Source organism: Streptomyces sp. NPDC031466, from assembly GCF_055581265.1.
The window spans coordinates 517,074-532,558 of the sequence record NZ_JBVIJT010000001.1; the positions used below are offsets into that span (position 1 = coordinate 517,074).

Annotated in this window: 14 protein-coding genes; 8 read left to right on the top strand and 6 right to left on the bottom strand. The window is 71.2% G+C overall.

What is annotated here, in order from left to right; all coding sequences use genetic code 11:
* Nucleotides 1-53: 53 nt before the first annotated feature.
* The gene (locus tag ACZ5GP_RS01915) at nucleotides 54-1,259 is read left to right on the top strand and encodes a M20 metallopeptidase family protein (RefSeq protein WP_468748894.1); all 1,206 of its coding nucleotides are present in this window, start codon (nucleotides 54-56) and stop codon (nucleotides 1,257-1,259) included.
* Nucleotides 1,256-1,783: a GNAT family N-acetyltransferase gene (locus ACZ5GP_RS01920; protein WP_468748895.1), complete on the top strand. Its 528-nt coding sequence runs from the start codon at nucleotides 1,256-1,258 to the stop codon at nucleotides 1,781-1,783. Before ACZ5GP_RS01915 ends, ACZ5GP_RS01920 begins: the two co-directional genes overlap by 4 nt.
* 211 nt (nucleotides 1,784-1,994) lie before the next feature.
* Here the strand turns inward: ACZ5GP_RS01920 and ACZ5GP_RS01925 are convergent, their stop codons facing one another.
* Nucleotides 1,995-3,056, bottom strand: a complete 1,062-nt coding sequence (locus tag ACZ5GP_RS01925) for an NHL domain-containing protein (protein ID WP_468748896.1) — start codon at nucleotides 3,054-3,056, stop codon at nucleotides 1,995-1,997.
* Between the two features lie 861 nt (nucleotides 3,057-3,917).
* On the opposite strand from ACZ5GP_RS01925, the gene ACZ5GP_RS01930 reads away from it, so the two are divergent.
* Genes ACZ5GP_RS01930 through ACZ5GP_RS01955 form a run of 6 tightly spaced genes read left to right on the top strand, consistent with a single transcriptional unit; the run spans nucleotide 3,918 to nucleotide 10,288 of the window.
* On the top strand, nucleotides 3,918-5,108 hold the full coding sequence (locus ACZ5GP_RS01930; RefSeq protein ID WP_468748897.1) for a pyridoxal-phosphate dependent enzyme: 1,191 nt from the start codon (nucleotides 3,918-3,920) through the stop codon (nucleotides 5,106-5,108).
* Nucleotides 5,105-6,025 (top strand): diiron oxygenase, encoded by a 921-nt coding sequence (locus ACZ5GP_RS01935; protein WP_468748898.1) that lies wholly within the window; start codon nucleotides 5,105-5,107, stop codon nucleotides 6,023-6,025. Before ACZ5GP_RS01930 ends, ACZ5GP_RS01935 begins: the two co-directional genes overlap by 4 nt.
* 40 nt (nucleotides 6,026-6,065) lie before the next feature.
* Nucleotides 6,066-7,100 (top strand): ornithine cyclodeaminase family protein, encoded by a 1,035-nt coding sequence (locus ACZ5GP_RS01940; protein WP_468748899.1) that lies wholly within the window; start codon nucleotides 6,066-6,068, stop codon nucleotides 7,098-7,100.
* 29 nt (nucleotides 7,101-7,129) lie between these two features.
* Nucleotides 7,130-8,098, top strand: coding sequence for an ornithine carbamoyltransferase (locus ACZ5GP_RS01945; RefSeq protein WP_468748900.1), 969 nt, complete (start codon nucleotides 7,130-7,132; stop codon nucleotides 8,096-8,098).
* A gap of 55 nt (nucleotides 8,099-8,153) precedes the next feature.
* On the top strand, nucleotides 8,154-9,119 hold the full coding sequence (locus tag ACZ5GP_RS01950) for a methyltransferase domain-containing protein (protein ID WP_468748901.1): 966 nt from the start codon (nucleotides 8,154-8,156) through the stop codon (nucleotides 9,117-9,119).
* Nucleotides 9,120-9,172: 53 nt separating this feature from the next.
* Nucleotides 9,173-10,288 (top strand): hypothetical protein, encoded by a 1,116-nt coding sequence (locus ACZ5GP_RS01955; protein WP_468748902.1) that lies wholly within the window; start codon nucleotides 9,173-9,175, stop codon nucleotides 10,286-10,288.
* On the opposite strand, the gene thpD is transcribed toward ACZ5GP_RS01955, so the two are convergent.
* The 5 genes from thpD to ACZ5GP_RS01980 form a co-directional block, all read right to left on the bottom strand.
* A complete protein-coding gene (gene thpD / locus ACZ5GP_RS01960) occupies nucleotides 10,248-11,213 on the bottom strand; it encodes an ectoine hydroxylase (RefSeq protein ID WP_468748903.1) in 966 nt (321 codons plus the stop codon). The two genes, ACZ5GP_RS01955 and thpD, sit on opposite strands and share 41 nt — an antisense overlap.
* Nucleotides 11,214-11,316: 103 nt before the next feature.
* The gene (locus ACZ5GP_RS01965; RefSeq protein WP_468748904.1) at nucleotides 11,317-12,189 is read right to left on the bottom strand and encodes an amino acid ABC transporter permease; all 873 of its coding nucleotides are present in this window, start codon (nucleotides 12,187-12,189) and stop codon (nucleotides 11,317-11,319) included.
* Nucleotides 12,186-12,833, bottom strand: a complete 648-nt coding sequence (locus ACZ5GP_RS01970; RefSeq protein ID WP_468748905.1) for an amino acid ABC transporter permease — start codon at nucleotides 12,831-12,833, stop codon at nucleotides 12,186-12,188. The genes ACZ5GP_RS01965 and ACZ5GP_RS01970 overlap by 4 nt, the downstream gene beginning before the upstream one ends.
* 77 nt (nucleotides 12,834-12,910) lie before the next feature.
* Nucleotides 12,911-13,681, bottom strand: coding sequence for a glutamate ABC transporter substrate-binding protein (locus tag ACZ5GP_RS01975; RefSeq protein WP_468748906.1), 771 nt, complete (start codon nucleotides 13,679-13,681; stop codon nucleotides 12,911-12,913).
* Between the two features lie 358 nt (nucleotides 13,682-14,039).
* Nucleotides 14,040-15,188: an amidase domain-containing protein gene (locus ACZ5GP_RS01980; protein ID WP_468748907.1), complete on the bottom strand. Its 1,149-nt coding sequence runs from the start codon at nucleotides 15,186-15,188 to the stop codon at nucleotides 14,040-14,042.
* Nucleotides 15,189-15,485: the final 297 nt, after the last annotated feature.

A 15,485-nucleotide genomic window follows, 5' to 3' on the forward strand; every position in this document is an offset into this window, starting at 1 on the left:
ACTGTGGTGCCGTCGACACTGTGGTGACGTCGCCGCTGTGAAGGGGAGTCAGCATGATCCTGGGCGAAGCCCGGCGGTACCTGCCCGACGCGGTGGCGCTGCGCCGCGCCCTGCACGCCTGGCCGGAGACCGGCCTCGACCTGCCGAAGACCCAGCAGCGCGTGCTGGAGGCGCTGGACGGCCTGGGCCTTGACCTGCGCACCGGCCGACGGCTGTCGTCGGTGACCGCGACGCTCGACGGGGACCGGGAGGGCCCGGTGGTCCTGCTGCGCGCGGACATGGACGCGCTGCCGGTGACCGAGGCCACCGGCCTCGGCTTCGCCTCGCGGGTCCCCGGGGCCATGCACGCCTGCGGGCACGACGCCCACATGGCCATGCTGGTCGCCGCGGCCCGGCTGCTCGCCACGCGCCGCGCAGAGCTCGCCGGCCGCGTGGTGTTCATGTTCCAGCCCGGCGAGGAGGGCCACCACGGCGCCCGTCACATGATCGAGGAGGGGCTGCTCCGCCTGGACGGCCGCGAGGTGGACGCCGCGTTCGCCCTGCACGTCATGCCGGGACTGCCGAGCGGCAGCCTGTGGCTGCGGCCCGGCCCGCAGATGGCCGCCTCCGACCGGCTGCGCATCGTGGTCCGCGGCCGTGGCGGGCACGCGTCGTCGCCGCACACGGCGTGTGATCCCGTGCCCGTGGCCTGCGAGGTCGTCCTCGCCCTGCAGACGGCCGTGACCCGGAGTGTCGACGTCGCCGATCCGGCCGTCGTCACGATCAGCTCCCTTGCGGCGGGTTCGCTGCCGGGCATCATCCCGGAGTCGGTCACCCTCGGCGGGACCCTGCGCACGCTGACGCGGGAGACGCGCGCGCAGGTCCACCGAACGGTCGCCCGGGTCGCCCGAGGCGTGGCCGCGGCGCATGGGGCGGCGGCGGAGGTGTCGATCGAAGCGGGGTATCCAGTGACGCGCAACGACCCGGCGTTCACCGATCTCGTGCTGCGTACGGCGGCGGAGGTGCTCGGCGCCGAGCACGTCGACGTGCTGCCCGCACCCGCGATGACCGCCGAGGACTTCTCCTACGTCCTGGACGCCGTACCGGGTGCCCTGGCCTTCCTGGGCGCGTGCCCGCCCGGCCTCGAACCCGGGCGCGCGCCCGCCCTGCACTCCGAGCGCGCGGACATCGACGAGGACGCCCTCGCGGCCGGCATCGCCTGTCACGCGGCCGTCGCCCTGCGCCGCTTGGGCGCCGGTGCGAAGGCGGACGCGTCTTGAGCGGCCTGCGGATCCGCCCCGCGCGCCACGACGAGCTGGACCGCGTGGAGGGCCTTTGGCTGGAGGCGAGCCGCTGGCTCGCCTCCCGAGGGATCGACCAGTGGCAGTACCCGCCCCGGCGCCGGCGCATGGCGCAGGCCGTCGGCGCGGGTGACTGCCACCTCGCGTTCCGGGACGGCCGGCTGGTGGGGATGGTGACCGTGCAGCGTCACGCCGATCCCGAATGGTGGGCGGACGACGACCCCGACTCGGCCCTGTACGTCCACGACCTGGCGGTGAGCAGAGCGGCCGCCGGGCAGTCCGTGGGCGCGCGGTTGCTGGACTGGGCGGGTCGGGTGGCGGCCCGGGGGGAGAAGCCCTGGCTCAGGCTGGAGGCGTGGAAGACCAACCACGTGTTGCACCGTTACTACCTCAACCAGGGGTTCGAGCTGCTGCGGATCGTCGACCTGCCGCACCGCAATTCCGGTGCGCTGTTCCAACGGCCCTCGGGCATCACCGTCGCGCCGGGCGCCGCCGACACGTGACGGCTCTTCGTACTGTCCCACTTGGTCACCCGTACTGATTCATCCGCGAGTTGACGGAGGGACGGAGTCAGGCTGAGTGGAGCTAGGTTTGTTCGCGGTCGCAATTCTCCGCCGTGTCCGGAGGTTCGGCCTCCGTCCGGCGAGCGCGGTGCGCTCCACCAGAAGGAGCCGTCTCATGAGGCGTGGACATCTCGACCGGCGGGCCGTGGTGTCAGACGGACGCGGTGACTTTGCGGACCCGATGGCGGTCGGTCTCCGCGATGAGGAGGTCGCCGCCCGCCGTCACGCGCACGGCCCGCGGATAGCGCAGCAGCGCCCCGGTGGCCGGGCCGCTCTCCCGGTCGTCACCGGGAGGCCCGCCGGCCACCGTCACGAGGCGCCCGTCGGGCAGGACGAGGTGGACGCATTCATTGAGGGAATCGGCCACGTAGAGGCGGCCCGCGCCATCCAGGTCGACGCCGCGTGGCTGGTGGAGCGGGCTCTTGGTGGCCGGCAGGCAGCCGTCGTCGTAACCGGGCTCCCCGGTCCCCGCCACGGTCGTGATCAGTCCGTCGGGCGACACCACGCGCACCCGGTGGGACCAGCAGTCGGCGATGTACACGCGGCCGACGGCGTCTGTGACGAGGTCGATGGGGTGGTGCAGGTCGCTGTCGAGGGCCGGCACGCCGTCCGCCCCGGAGCCGGGCTCTCCGGTGCCCGCGACGGTGGTGATGCGGCCGTCGGCGCCGATGGCACGGACCCGGTGCCCCTTCCACTCGGCGACATACAGGGTGCCGGCGCCGTCCAGGGCCAGCCCTCTGGGCTCGTTGAGGACGGCGCGGGTCGCGGGCCCGCCGTCCCCGCCGTATCCCGGTTCGCCGGTGCCGGCGACGGTCGTGATGGAGCCGTCCGGCGCGATCCTGCGCACCCGGTGGTTCCAGTAGTCGGCGACGTACAGATGCCCCACGGCGTCGCGGACCAGGCCGCCGGGTTCGTTGAGCGCCGCCTCGGTGGCCGGCCCGCCGTCCCCGCCGAACCCGGGTTCGCCGGTGCCCGCGACGGTCGTGATGGAGCCGTCCGGCGCGATCCTGCGCACCCGGTGCCCCTTCCACTCGGCGATGTACACAGCGCCCGCCGCGGCGACCGCCAGGGCCCGGGGCTGGTTCAGCGCCGCCCGCACGGCGGGGCCGCCGTCTCCTCGTGAGCCGGCCTCGCCGGTGCCGGCGACGGTGAGGATGACACGGTCCGCCGCGAGGTGCACGGCCCCGGTGCCCGAACTCGTCCTACCCGTCATACCCGCCTCCTGGCCAAGGGTCGGAGCGCAATGCAGCCGTGGAAATCGAGCGATTTCGCGCATCGCCGACCCACCGTAGAGACCGTTCGCGGACCTGGGTAGAGAGCCCCCGGCCGGTGCCGGGCACTTTCCGGTCACCGGCCGCTCGACGGCCGCCGTCCGGTTCCCACGCAACCGCGGGGACAACAAAAACACTCTGGTGCGACCGAGGGGCCGTCGTTAGAATCGGGAAACTCGTGCATTCGCGCAGAGGCCATCTCAGGGATCATTGGTGACGCCTCGGAAGATATGCCCTACCGCTCTCCCCCATCGGCGGGGGTGGTCGGCGGCATGACATCGCAGTGGATATGGGTATCCGGCTGAGCATGCCTGATCACCCCTAGGTACTCGGCCCCCGAATGCCACACGCTCGCGGGCCATTCCCTGGGGTCGGCATGGAAACTCTCCGCGCATACCGCAGCTGTCGGCTCGCGGTACGGCTGCGGTACTGGTGATCGGGGCGCTGGCCAACATGGTCTGGCAGCTGCGCCTCACCCGGGCGCCGGCCCGGCGCGGCGGCGGCTCGGTGCGGGATCGCCCGCGGCGTCGCCCTGACGGCCTTCGGATTCGTGCCGCCCCTCCTGGTGTGCGGTTCCGGCACGCCGGGCGGCTGGGGCGCGGCCGCGCGCAATGCCTGCCCGCGCCCTGGTGGCGGCCGATGGCCCGGCGGATCGGCCTGCGCGCCGGATGCGGGTGCTGTCGCGCGTACGTCCCCACCCGTTGTCAGTCAGGGCGCGGCCTGGGCGCCCACTGCTCCGCAGTGCGCACAAGCCTCAGGAAAAACAGGCGCCACAAGGGCATCTTCACCGGCCTGCGCCGTCAATGAATGGCCGTGCATTCGGATGTGGCGCATTCCCTTCCTTGTGCTGCCTGTTACGGAACCCTAGCCTGGGTGCTGGAGCAGTTCCGTGCGCCACAGCAGTTCTCAAGGATCCGGTCCCGGCGAGACAGCGTCACGGAGGCGTCTTGGAAACTTTTCCGGATCGGTTTCCTGACGGCTCCCCACCATCGCACAGCTCTTGGCCTCCCAGCCCGGTGGTGCCGCTGCACATCGTGTACGACGACGTACCGAGAACGCTCTGGCTGAAACTCGAAGCACATAACCTCTACGGTTCCATAAAGGGGCGCACCGCATTCTCTCTCTGGCAGAGCGTGAAAGACCGCATAGACCCCCGCATCGGATTGATAGAATCCACGTCGGGAAATCTCGGTCTCGCCCTGGCCGGTCTGGCCGCCGCCCTGCACGTGCCTTTCACCGCCGTCGTGGACCCCCGGGTCAGTCCCTCGGTGCAGAACGCCATGCGCGCGACGGGTGCCCGCGTCGTCATGGTCGATCAGCCGGACGGAGCCGGCGGATTCCTGCTCAACCGCCTCGCCGACGTCGCGCGGCGGGTGGACCGCGAACCGGGGCTCGTCTGGCCGAACCAGTACACCAATCCGGCCAACCCCGCCGTACACGCCCGGTGGACGGCGCCGGAGCTGTCCACCCAGCTGCCCGCCACGCCGATGAGCGTCCTGGTGGCGGTGTCCACCGGGGGCACCCTGGCGGGTTTCCGCGACTACGTCCTCGCCCACGGGCCGGCCTGGGAGCTGATAGGGGTGGACGTCGTCGGCTCGATGGCCCTGGGCGAGGCGCACGGCGAACGTGTGCTTTCGGGAATCGGGGCGAGCCGCCGGTCGACGTTCCTGCCGGACGGATACCGGCCCGCCGTGCACATCGACGCGCCGGAAGCGGTCAGCGCCTGCCTATGGCTTAAGGAGGCGACCGCTATCGCCGTGGGCTCCAGCTCCGGTGCGCTCGTCGCGGCGGCTCTGCGGCTCTTTCGCGAGAGCCCCGAGCGCACGGATGTCGTCTGCCTGTGTCCGGACGGCGGAGACCACTACCTCGACACCGTCTACTCACCACTGTGGCGCTCCCGGCACGCCCTGGCCCCGGTCGACGTAGCCGACGGGGTCACGTGGGACCGGTCCGGCGCGCAGGGCCCCGCCCGAGGCGAGGTGACGCGGAGTTGAGCGCGCAGGAACGGGACTGGTACCAGCGTGCCGGGGTCCGCAGCGGTCCCCGGCGTCAGTTGCGGGACGAACTGGAGACCGGGCGCGCCTTCTTCCCTCCGGCCCTGGTGCCCTACCTCGACCATCCCCTGGTGGCGCGGCTCGGCGAGAGCGGCCGCAGCCAGCTCCTGGCCCGGCACCTCTTCCAGTACCTCGACTTCACGGCCCAGTTCGAGACGCGGGTGGTCAACCGTGCCACGGAACGCATCGCGGGCAACCGGTGCGGAGTCGAGACGGACGACGCCGTCCGACTGGACGCCTACCGCATCTACTGCGACGAGGGGTACCACTCCCTCTACAGCTTCGACGTCGTCCAGCAGGTCTCCCGCGCTTCGGGAGTGACGCCGTTGGCCTACGACTTCGGCCCGTTCCTGCGACGGCTCGACGCGGTCGGCACCGAGGCCCTGCCGTACGAGCCGGCCCTGGCCCAGCTGCTGCAGGTCGTGGTCTTCGAAACGCTGATCACAGCGGTGCTCAACGACATACCCAAGGATCCCGACGTGCTGGGCGTCGTCCGGGACATCGTCCGGGACCACGCCAAGGACGAAGGCTGGCACCACGCCTTCTTCTCCCAATTCTTCCGGGAGTTGTGGACGCGCGAGACCGTCCGCTCGCGTGGCCGCATCGCCCGCTGCCTGCCCGATCTGGTCCGGTGCAGCCTGCTCCCCGATCTGCGGCCCGTACGCGCGTCGTTGGCCGCCGCCGGACTCGCTCCCTCGGCCGTCGAGGACGTCGTACGCGACTCCTACCCGGCGGCCTCGGTCGGCGAAGGCATCCGCAGGGCGTCCCGGCACGCCGTGCGGCTCTTCGAGGAAGTCGGGGCCATGGCCGTGCCGGGCGGCGCCGAGGCGTTCGCGGCCGCCGGTCTGCTGCCGTGAACCCGTTCGGGCCGAGGACCACGCAGACCGAGAGGTGACGATGTCGGAGCAACTCCTCTTTCTGGACAGGGAAGCGGTGCTCGCCTGTCTCGCGCGGGTGGATGTGTGCGCGGAGACCGCGAAGGTGCTGTGCCGGCATGCCGAGGGCCGGGTGGAGCTGCCCCCCGAGGGCTATCTGCCCTGGGTCAACGGTGAGGGCGCCTACTGCCGTTCCCTGGCCATGCTCGGCGCGGTGGAGACCGACGGCGGACCGCCGTTGCGGGGGATGAAGCTCATCAACGCCGCGACGAGCAATCCGTCGCACGGGCGGGAGCGGGCGGCGGGCCTGATGATGCTGTTCGACCCGGACACCGCCCGGCCCCGGGTGCTGGCCGAGGCCGGCTGGCTGAGCGCGACCCGGACGGCCGCCTACACGATGGTCAGCCTGCGCCACCTCGGCCCGGAGCGGTGGGGGACGACGGCGTTCCTCGGCTGCGGGATGCTCGCCCGTGTCCATGTCGGGCTGCTCGCCACGACGTTCCCCCACGCCACCCGCGTACACCTGTACGACACCGAGCCACGGCGTGCCGAGGAGCTGGCCGGCTGGGTCCGGGAGCGGCACCCGGACCTCACCGTCCGGGTGGAGCCGGACGCCCGGCAGGCGGTGGCCGCGGCGCGGGTGGTGGTGACGACGACCACCGCCGACCGCGGCTACCTTCCGGCGGCGTGGCTCGCGCCCGGCACCTTCGTCGCCCACGTGTCGCTGGCCGACCTGCTGCCCGACGCGTTCCTCGAGGCCCAGGCCGTGTTCGTGGACGACGTCGCCCTGGTCGCCGACAACCCCCGCAGAGTCCTCGGGCGCCTCATGCGCGAGGGGCGGATCACGGACCGACCGGCAAAGGACGGCGACCCGGCCCGCGTCCTGAACGGCACCCTCGGCCAGGTACTCGTCGGCGAGCGGCCGCCCGTGCGGCCCACCACGTCCCATGTCATCAGCAACCCCTTCGGCATGGCCGTCCTGGACGTCGGGCTGCTCGGCGCGGTGCACGACGCCGCCGTCGGCCTGGGGCTCGGCCGGTCACTGACTCTCTACTGACCATTGGCCCTCTACTGAACCGGGACAGCATGGACAATCACTTCTCCTGGGCCGGCCCCACGCCCGCACGCGGCCTGTTCTCCCTCGCCGAGCCGGAACCCGCCGTGATCAGGAAACTCGCCGTGCGGTCGGTGGAACTGTTCCGGGACCCGCGCGCGCACGACCGGCCCCTGTCGGGCAGCGTCGCCGGTGTGCTGTTCACCAGGACCTCGACCCGCACGCGTACGGCCTTCACCGCCGGCGCCATCAGGTTGGGCGCGGCCCCTGTCACGTACGGCCCGCGGGACCTCCAGTTGAACACCGGCGAGTCACTGGCCGACACGGGGCGGGTCCTCGGCAGCATGCTCGACCTCCTGGTCGCGCGCACCTCCGGCCCGCTGGACGAACTGCGGGAACTGTCCCGCCAGGGCGGCCTGCCGGTGATCAACGCGATGGCGGCCGAGGAGCACCCCACCCAGGCGGTGACCGACCTGGCCACCCTGCACCTGGCGCTCGGGGATCCGTCCGGAGTGAGCGTGCTCTACGTGGGCGAGGGCAACAACACGGCGGTGGCCCTGGCCCACGCCCTGGCGGCCGTGCCGGGGGCGCGCGCCACCTTCAGCACTCCGCCCGGCTACGGGCTGCCGGAGGCGGAGTTGACGCGGGCGTCGCGGCGGGCCGAGGAGGTGGGTGCCTCGCTGGCAGAGGTGCATGATCTGGCACGTCTGCCCGATCGGGTGGACGTCGTGTACACCACCCGCTGGCAGACGACGGGCACCGCGAAACCCGACGCCGACTGGCGTGAGACGTTCCGCCCGTTCCATGTGGACGCCGCCTTGCTGGCCCGCTGGCCGCAGGCCCTGTTCATGCACGATCTGCCCGCCCACCGGGGCGACGAGGTCACTGGTGAAGTCCTGGACGGGCCACGGTCGTTGGCCTGGACCCAGGCGGCCATGAAGCTCCCCGCGGCCATGGCCGTCCTGGAGTGGGTGGGCGGACAGCACCCCGACACGAGCTGACGCGCCGCGCACCGCACCGTCCCCCGCCCGCCTCCCCATGGATCGAGGCCCGCCCGTGAGACCGGCCCGTGTCACCGCCTACCGCCATCTGACCCCCCGCGACCTGACGCCGCCCTCGTCGCCGCAGGTCTTCTTCGAACCGGCCGACACCGAGATCGGCGTGTGGGTCGCGCAGGACCTCATCGGCGAGGGCTGCGCCGTCCTCGACCTGGGGTCCGGCAGCGGCGCCGCCGCCGCTGCCATGGCCCGCGCGGGGGCGGCCCGGGTGCACGGCGTCGACTCGGGAGCGGACACCGTGGCCTGGGCGCGCGGGCACTACGCCTCGTGCGACGGCGACCGTCCCGTCACCTTCTCGCACGGCGACTTCACCGCGCTCTCCCCCGCCGAGCTGCTGGCGACCGCGCCCGCCCCGCTCCCCCGCCCCCTGGTCGTCACCAGCAATCCGCCCTACGTCCCGCTCTCCCCCCGGGTCGACGCCCTGCGCCGGTCCGTCGGCGGGGGCCCGGACGGTCTGAAACTGATCCCCGCCGTCATCGCGCACGGCCGTGCGCTCGGAGAGGGCCTGGGCATCACCATCGGAAGCTACTCCAGTCCCCAAAAGGCCGTCGCGATGCTGGAAGCGGCCGGCTTCGCGGTGCACGCGGTCACCTTGTGCCCGCTGCCCTTCGGGGACTTCACCCGCGACCACCCCGATCAGGTCTTCCTCCTCGAGGAGCGGGGTGAGGCGGTGATCTGGCGCTCGGGCCCGTATCCACCGGCGTACTTCATCGTCGGCCTGGCCTGCCACAAGACCACCGGGGGCGAGGTCCGGCCGGGCCATGTGGCCGGTCGGCCCGGGGACGCGGACGCGGCGCCGCGAAGGGGCCGGCTGACCGGCGAGGGGCTGATGGGGCTGCTGCGTGCCGCCGCCCGCTCCCGCACCACCCGGTTGGAGGCCCTGGACGAGGAGGCCTCGCACCCCGGGGAGGTTCTTGTGCGCGTCGTGGATCTGCCCCAGCCCGCCCTCCGTCGGCACTGGTGACCCGCGCCCACCGGCCGGTGGGCATCTCGTCCCGTCGAGCAGAAAGGCCGTTCATGGACACCGCTCGGTTCGTGCCCGTCTCCCCCGTCAGCGTCACCACCGGCGCTGTCGAACACAGCGTCGACTTCATCCGCCCACGGCTGCTGGCGACCGGGCACGACCGGGTGTCCCTGTACGCCGGTGTCCAGATCAACGGCGCCCCGCACCTGGGCACCAGCGTCATGCAGACCTCCGCGTTCCTGCTCGCCCGGACGGCGCGGGAGAGGTTCGGCGTCGACGTCGGCCTGCGGTTCGGCGCCCTGGACAACGCCGGCTGCGAGACACGCCGGTGCCCGCGGACCGGGACCCTGTACGAGCGTTCCTTCCACCACGCGTTGGGCGCCGAGCGGATAGCGGAACTGACCCGGACCTACTACGGCGGTTTCTTCGACGCACTGTCCGCGGCCACGGGCGTCGCCTACGAGATCGAGACCTACACGCGGCAGCAGGGCCGGTGGGACTTCCGGCAGGAGTTCCTCGACTCGCTGACCCGGATGGACACCCTGCGGTGGGTGCTCGCGCCGTCGCACGGCCAGGTGCCCCTGAGCCCTCCCTGCCCGCGGTGCGGCTGGGCGCAGAAGCGGGGCGAGCACACCGAGGTGGGCACGGCCGGGCCCGACCAGGCGGAGCTGGCGGCGGTCTGCCTGGACCACGGCCGATACGTCGTGCGGATCCGGGCCGACGAGGCGGCCGGGGCGTACATCGGCTCGGGCACGCTCCACCGCAACCTCCTCAAGGAGCGGGTGGCGGCGCGGGAGGACGCGCTCGCCGTGGTGGTCAAGGGCGCCGACTGGGCCGCGGGGTGCCGTCTGCTCGACGAGGCGTTCCTGTGCTGTGCGGGGGCGGCGCTCCCGGTGCGCGTGTTCACCCCCGTGGTGCTCTCCGCGTCCGGGGCCAAGCTCTCCAAGTCGCTGATCCGGGCGGGCGGGGCGGAGGCGTCGGCGGGCAGTGAGCCCTGGATGCTCGACGCGAGCGCCTGGCCGGGAACGGTCGAGGAGTACGCCCGGCTGCTGCTGGGGCTGGTCTCTTTGATGCTGTCCGAGCCGTGCCACTTCGAGCGCGGCTACACCACGCTCGAAGTGGCACGGCTCATCGACGCGGCCGGTCTGCGGATCGGGGCAGCGGCGTGAACTCCCGGTCGGCGAGGTATCCCGGCCGTTGCTGCGGCGCGGCGTACGGCGTGGTCAGCGGGTTCTCGACGCTGTTGTAGACGACGAAGAGGTTGGTCCTGGGGAACGGTGAAACGTTTCCTCCGGAGGCGTGCAGGCAGTTGCAGTCGAACATGACGGCAGAGCCGGCCGCTCCCGTGAACTGCCGGATGCCGTGCCGTTCGGCCAGTGCCGTCACGGCGGGACGGTCGGCCGGCCCGGCGGGCAGGTTCTTGCCCAGCAGCGAAAGCCGGTGATAGCCGGGAGGGGTCCGGCCGACCGAGGGCACGAAGGTCCGCTGGGAGCCGGGGATGATCATGAGGGGGCCGTTGAACGGGAGGTTGTCCGTGAGGGCCACGGAGAAGCTGAGCGCGCGGGGCGCGGGCATGCCGTCCTCGGAGTGCCAGGTCTCGAAGTCCGAGTGCCAGCCGAACTTCGAGCCGTCGAAGGCGGCCTTGTAGTTGATCCTGCTCTGGTGGACGTAGACGTCCGAGCCGAGGACCTGCCGGGCGCGGTCGGCGAGGCGGCCGGACCGCACCAGGTGCTCGAAGACCTGGCTGAGCCGGTGCACCTCGAAGACGGAACGGATCTCGTCGGAGTCCGGTTCGCGGACCACTCGCCCGGAGGAACGCACGGCGGCATCGGAGGCCATGCGCCGCATTTCCTCCCGGCACTCCCGCACTTCGGCGCGCTCCAGCAGGGCGCCGAAGGCGAGGAAGCCGTCCCGGTCGTAGGCCGCCACCTCCTCGGCGGACAGCGGGCCTTCCGTGCCGTCGCCCCACACCACGGGATGACGGCGCCCGAAGGGCACCGACTCGGTCACGAAACGGGTCGGATAGAGATCTTCCCTGAATTCCCCGGACTCGACGCATTCCCTGGACTCGACGGATTCGACGGACTCGGCCATATTGATTTCCTCCGCGGCGGGCAGTGGACATTTTTCCCCTGCCCGCAGTCATGTCCGGAGAAACTTTCGCCGGAACACGTCCGTCGAGTCCTCGCCATTTCCTTCACGCGGAATGTGTCGCAATTCGACGGGCGACATACGAAAGGAGGAGGCACGTGATGATGTACAGGGAACCGACCACGGAGAGAACGGGTAGATAGGGGTAGCCGTAAGGAGTCGCCGTGTTCTGTGCCAGGAGTTTTCCGGCGTAGAGGAGTTCTTCGTACATGATGAAGAAGCCGAGTGAGGTGTCCTTCAGCGTCACGACCATTTGGCTGATTATGCTCGGCAGCATGGTCCGCACCGCCTGAGGCATGACCACCGCCGTCATCACCTGTGCCTTGCGCATCCCCAGCGCGTATCCGGCCTCGAACTGCCCCTTGGGGACGGCGCCGACCCCCGCCCGCAGGATCTCCGCCTGTGCCGCGCCGTTGTACAGGGCGATGCCGATGGCCAGGGCCCACAGGGTCGGGCTCGTGAAGTTCGCCGCCACCCATTCCCCGGGGCTGCCCAGGTACTCGCGCAGCAGATCGGCGACGGCCGTGGTGGAGGTGCGCAGCAGGTCGGTGGCGTACAGGGCGAAGACCGTGATGATCACCGGCACGGCGCGGAAGAACTCCACCAGCGCCCCGGCCGGCCCGCGCACGAGGCGGTGCGAAGAGAGCCGGCCCGCGGCGAAGAGGAAGCCCAGGAGCAGGGAGAGCACCACCGCGAGGACGAACGCCTTGAAGGTGTCCACCATGCCGGTGAGGACGCGCACCTGCACCCCGCGGTACTCGAACGCCTCCCACATCCGCGCGTCGAACTGCCCTGCGTCGGAAAGCCGCAGCAGGATCCAGCAGAGCGCGCCCCCGGTCACCGCGGCCACCGCCAGCGCGTACCAGCCGTGGCGACGGCGGGCACGCGGGCCCGGGGCCTCGAACAGGGCCGACTTCATCCGGGCACCGCCAGACGCCTTTCCAGCAGCCGGAACGCGGTGCTGATGATCGCGATCAGCACCAGGTAGGCGACGGTCACCCAGAGGAAGACGACCGCCACCGCGTAACCGCGCTCCACCAAGGTCTTCTCCGTGCTGAACAGTTCGTAGACGCTGAAGCCGCCGGCGAGCGCGGAGTTCTTGACCAGAGTGATCATGACGTTGCCCAGTGGGGGGACCGCCGCCCGCCCGGCCTGGGGAAAGACGATCAGCACGGTCGTCTGCGCCGTGGACATGCCGAGGCTGCGGGCGGCTTCCGCCTGACCGATCTCCACCGTGTTGATGCCCGAGCGCAGCGCCTCGCACACGAACGCCGACGCGTAGGCCCCCATCACCAGCACGGCGAGCGTGAAGTAGTCCGCTCCGGTGAGGCCGAGCATGGGCAGCCCGAGCGTCACCCCGAAGAACAGGACGGTGAGCGGGGTGTTGCAGAGCACCGTCACGACCGTCGCCCCCAGCGCGCGGCACAGCGGCACCGGGCCGACGCGCAGGGAGACGAGCAGGACTCCCAGGGCGAACGCGAGCAGGGTGCTCAGGCACATCAGCCGAATGGTGCCCAGGAACCCCTGCCAGAAGAGATCGGCATTCTCGGTCAACACCTCCATGGGCGCCTCCATGCTGACGCGGTGGCGACGGTGAACGGCCCGGCCAGACGCCGTCGAGGGCGGACGACCGTCACGGGTCAGTACCGCTGTACCGGTGGCGGCGTCGGTGCCGCGACGCCGGAACGGCCGAGGGTGGCGCGGTACGCCCGGAGCCAGTCGCCGTTGCGGACGTGGTGTTCGAGAGCGTCGTTGACGGCGTCGCGGAGGACCGCGTCCCCGCGTGCGAGGCCCACGCCGTAGGGCTCCTTCGAGAAGGGTCTGCCGAGGACCCGCAGACGGCCCTGGTTCTGCGCCGCGTAACCCTTCAGGATCGTGTCGTCGGCGGTGACGGCGTCCACCACGTTCATGATGAGGTCCTGTACGCAGTGCGCGTAGCTGTCGTGGGAGACGACGGCCACCCCGAATTCCGGCCGGCGGATCCGCTCGAAGGGCGTGGACCCGGTGACCGTGCAGACCCTCTTGCCGCGCAGTTCCCTCGGGCCCCGGATGTCCCGGTTCTCCTTCGCGACCAGCAGATCCTGCCCGCCCAGGTAGTAGGGACCCGCGAAGGAGACCTGCTTCTTTCTCTCCTCGTTGATCGTGTAGGCGCCCACGTACAGGTCGACGTCACCTTTGGATATCGAGATCTCCCGCACCTGCGGAGCCACGGTCTTCCATTCGATCTCGTCCGGACCGAACCCCAGATACGCGGCGACCATGGTCGCGATCTCCACGTCGAATCCCGAGCGCTGTCCGGTCACCGGATCCTCGAACCCCATGAACGGGTGGTCGGACTTCACCCCGATGGTTATGGTCTTCTTCGCGACGGCACGCGAGAGGCCCGCGGAACCGACGGCGTCGGGCTTCATCCGGACGGGATATTCGAGGCGGGGGGCGTCGGCCGTCAGCGCTCCGACACTCCCCGGGACACTTCCTTGCCTGCCGCACCCGCTCAGAACCGGAAATAACAGCAGCACCAGGAAACCCAGCCGACGAACCCGTGCTCGCATCTTCCCTCCTCAGGGCGATGGCACCGCCGGTACGAGGACCCGAAAGGACATGCGTCGAAATGGAGTGGCGTCCGCCCAGTATCAGTGACACCGATGTGCCGCGCTACCGATTCGGCGCCGGAGGACCGGAACGCCCCGGCATCAGTGACGGCTCACCGGCGTCACCGCGGGCAACAGCCCGTCCGCCTCGCGGAGCGGACGGGCCGTACCGGTCCCGTCAGGTGCGGTACGCGAAGTAACGCGCGTCGGGGTACGACGCGAGGACGCTCGCGAGCGACCTTCGGTAGGTGTCGGTGGAGTGGTAGGTGAGGTACGGCATGCCCCGCCGGTTGTCGCGGTACGTCACCAGCATGGAGTGGTCCTTGGACCCGTTCTTGTCGAAGTCCACCTGGAGGACGTCACCGACGTCCAGCTTGTAGACGCTCGACAGGTTGGGGGCCCGCCGGTTGGACAGCGTGAACCACGCGAACTCGTTCACGCCGACCCAGGAGGTGCTCTGCTTCGTGCCGTCGTACCACCAGTTCCGGTAGTCGGAGGCGGAGCCCGGGACGGACTTCCAGCCGCCCGCCTTCAGCGCCTGGCTGACGAAGTTGGTGCAGTCACCGCCGGCTCCGTTGAACTTCCGGTACGCCGGGTTGTAGCTGTACCAGTACTTCTCCGCGTACCGCGCCATGGCGGAGTAGTCATAGGTACCGGCCGTCTTGCCCGAGGGCAGCGGCGAGGAGGGGTACTTGGTGGACGCCGGCGTACCGTCCGGGTACTGGTTGCCGTCGTCGACGGTGTTCACGCGGGCCACCGACGGTTCGGCGACCGCGACGGGGCCGTCGTCGCGGGAGGTGATCGCCGTCAGCTTCCAGCCGCCGTCCTTCGTGCCGGCGAGCTTCAGCTCCTGCCGCGTCGAGAACGCGGTGGTGTCCGGTTCGTCCCCGCGCAGCTTCTTGTACGTGAGCGTCGATTCCGCGGTGACCTGGACGGTCGCCGTGCCACCGGTGATCGTGGCGCGCTCCACGACGACGCGGGTGTCCGCCTTGGTGTAGGCCTCGCCGAGCTTCGCCAGTCGCGACTTGCGGGCGCGCAACGACCGCAGCGCGGCGTCCTCGTCCTTCTTCAGCCGGCCGGACATGCGCGTCGCGGAAGCGTCGGTACCGGAGTCGCCGCGTCCCGCGTGCTTCTCCACCAGGGCCCCGGTGCGCCGGGAGAGGACGTCGTCGGCGATGCGGGCGAAGGTGGCGACCGTCTCGCGGTCGGCCTTGCGGGGCTGTTCGCCGGCGGTGTCCGCGTGCGCGGGGGACGCGAGCAGGGAGCCGGACGCCACGGCCGCGGCCAGACTTGCGACGGCGGCGGGTCTGTATCTCTTGGGTATCACTGTGTTTCCTCATTTGTCGCCTGATCACCCCGGTTGGGGGACGGAATCTTCGCACAACTCCGCGCCGTCCCCGCGCCGTTCGTTTCGCGCGGGGCCAGGAGGGCGACGTACCGGCCCGCGAGAGCCCCGGCGGCGGCGCCCCGGGTACCTCTAGGGTGTGCGGCAGAGCGCAGCAGAGGAGGCACACGGGGTGGGTGGGCGCAGGATAGCCGCAGGTGAGGGATCCGTGGAACGCCGGGCTGCACCGGGGGGCCGCCGCGCGGCGACCGGCCGGCGCAGGAAGGCCGCGGAGCGGCG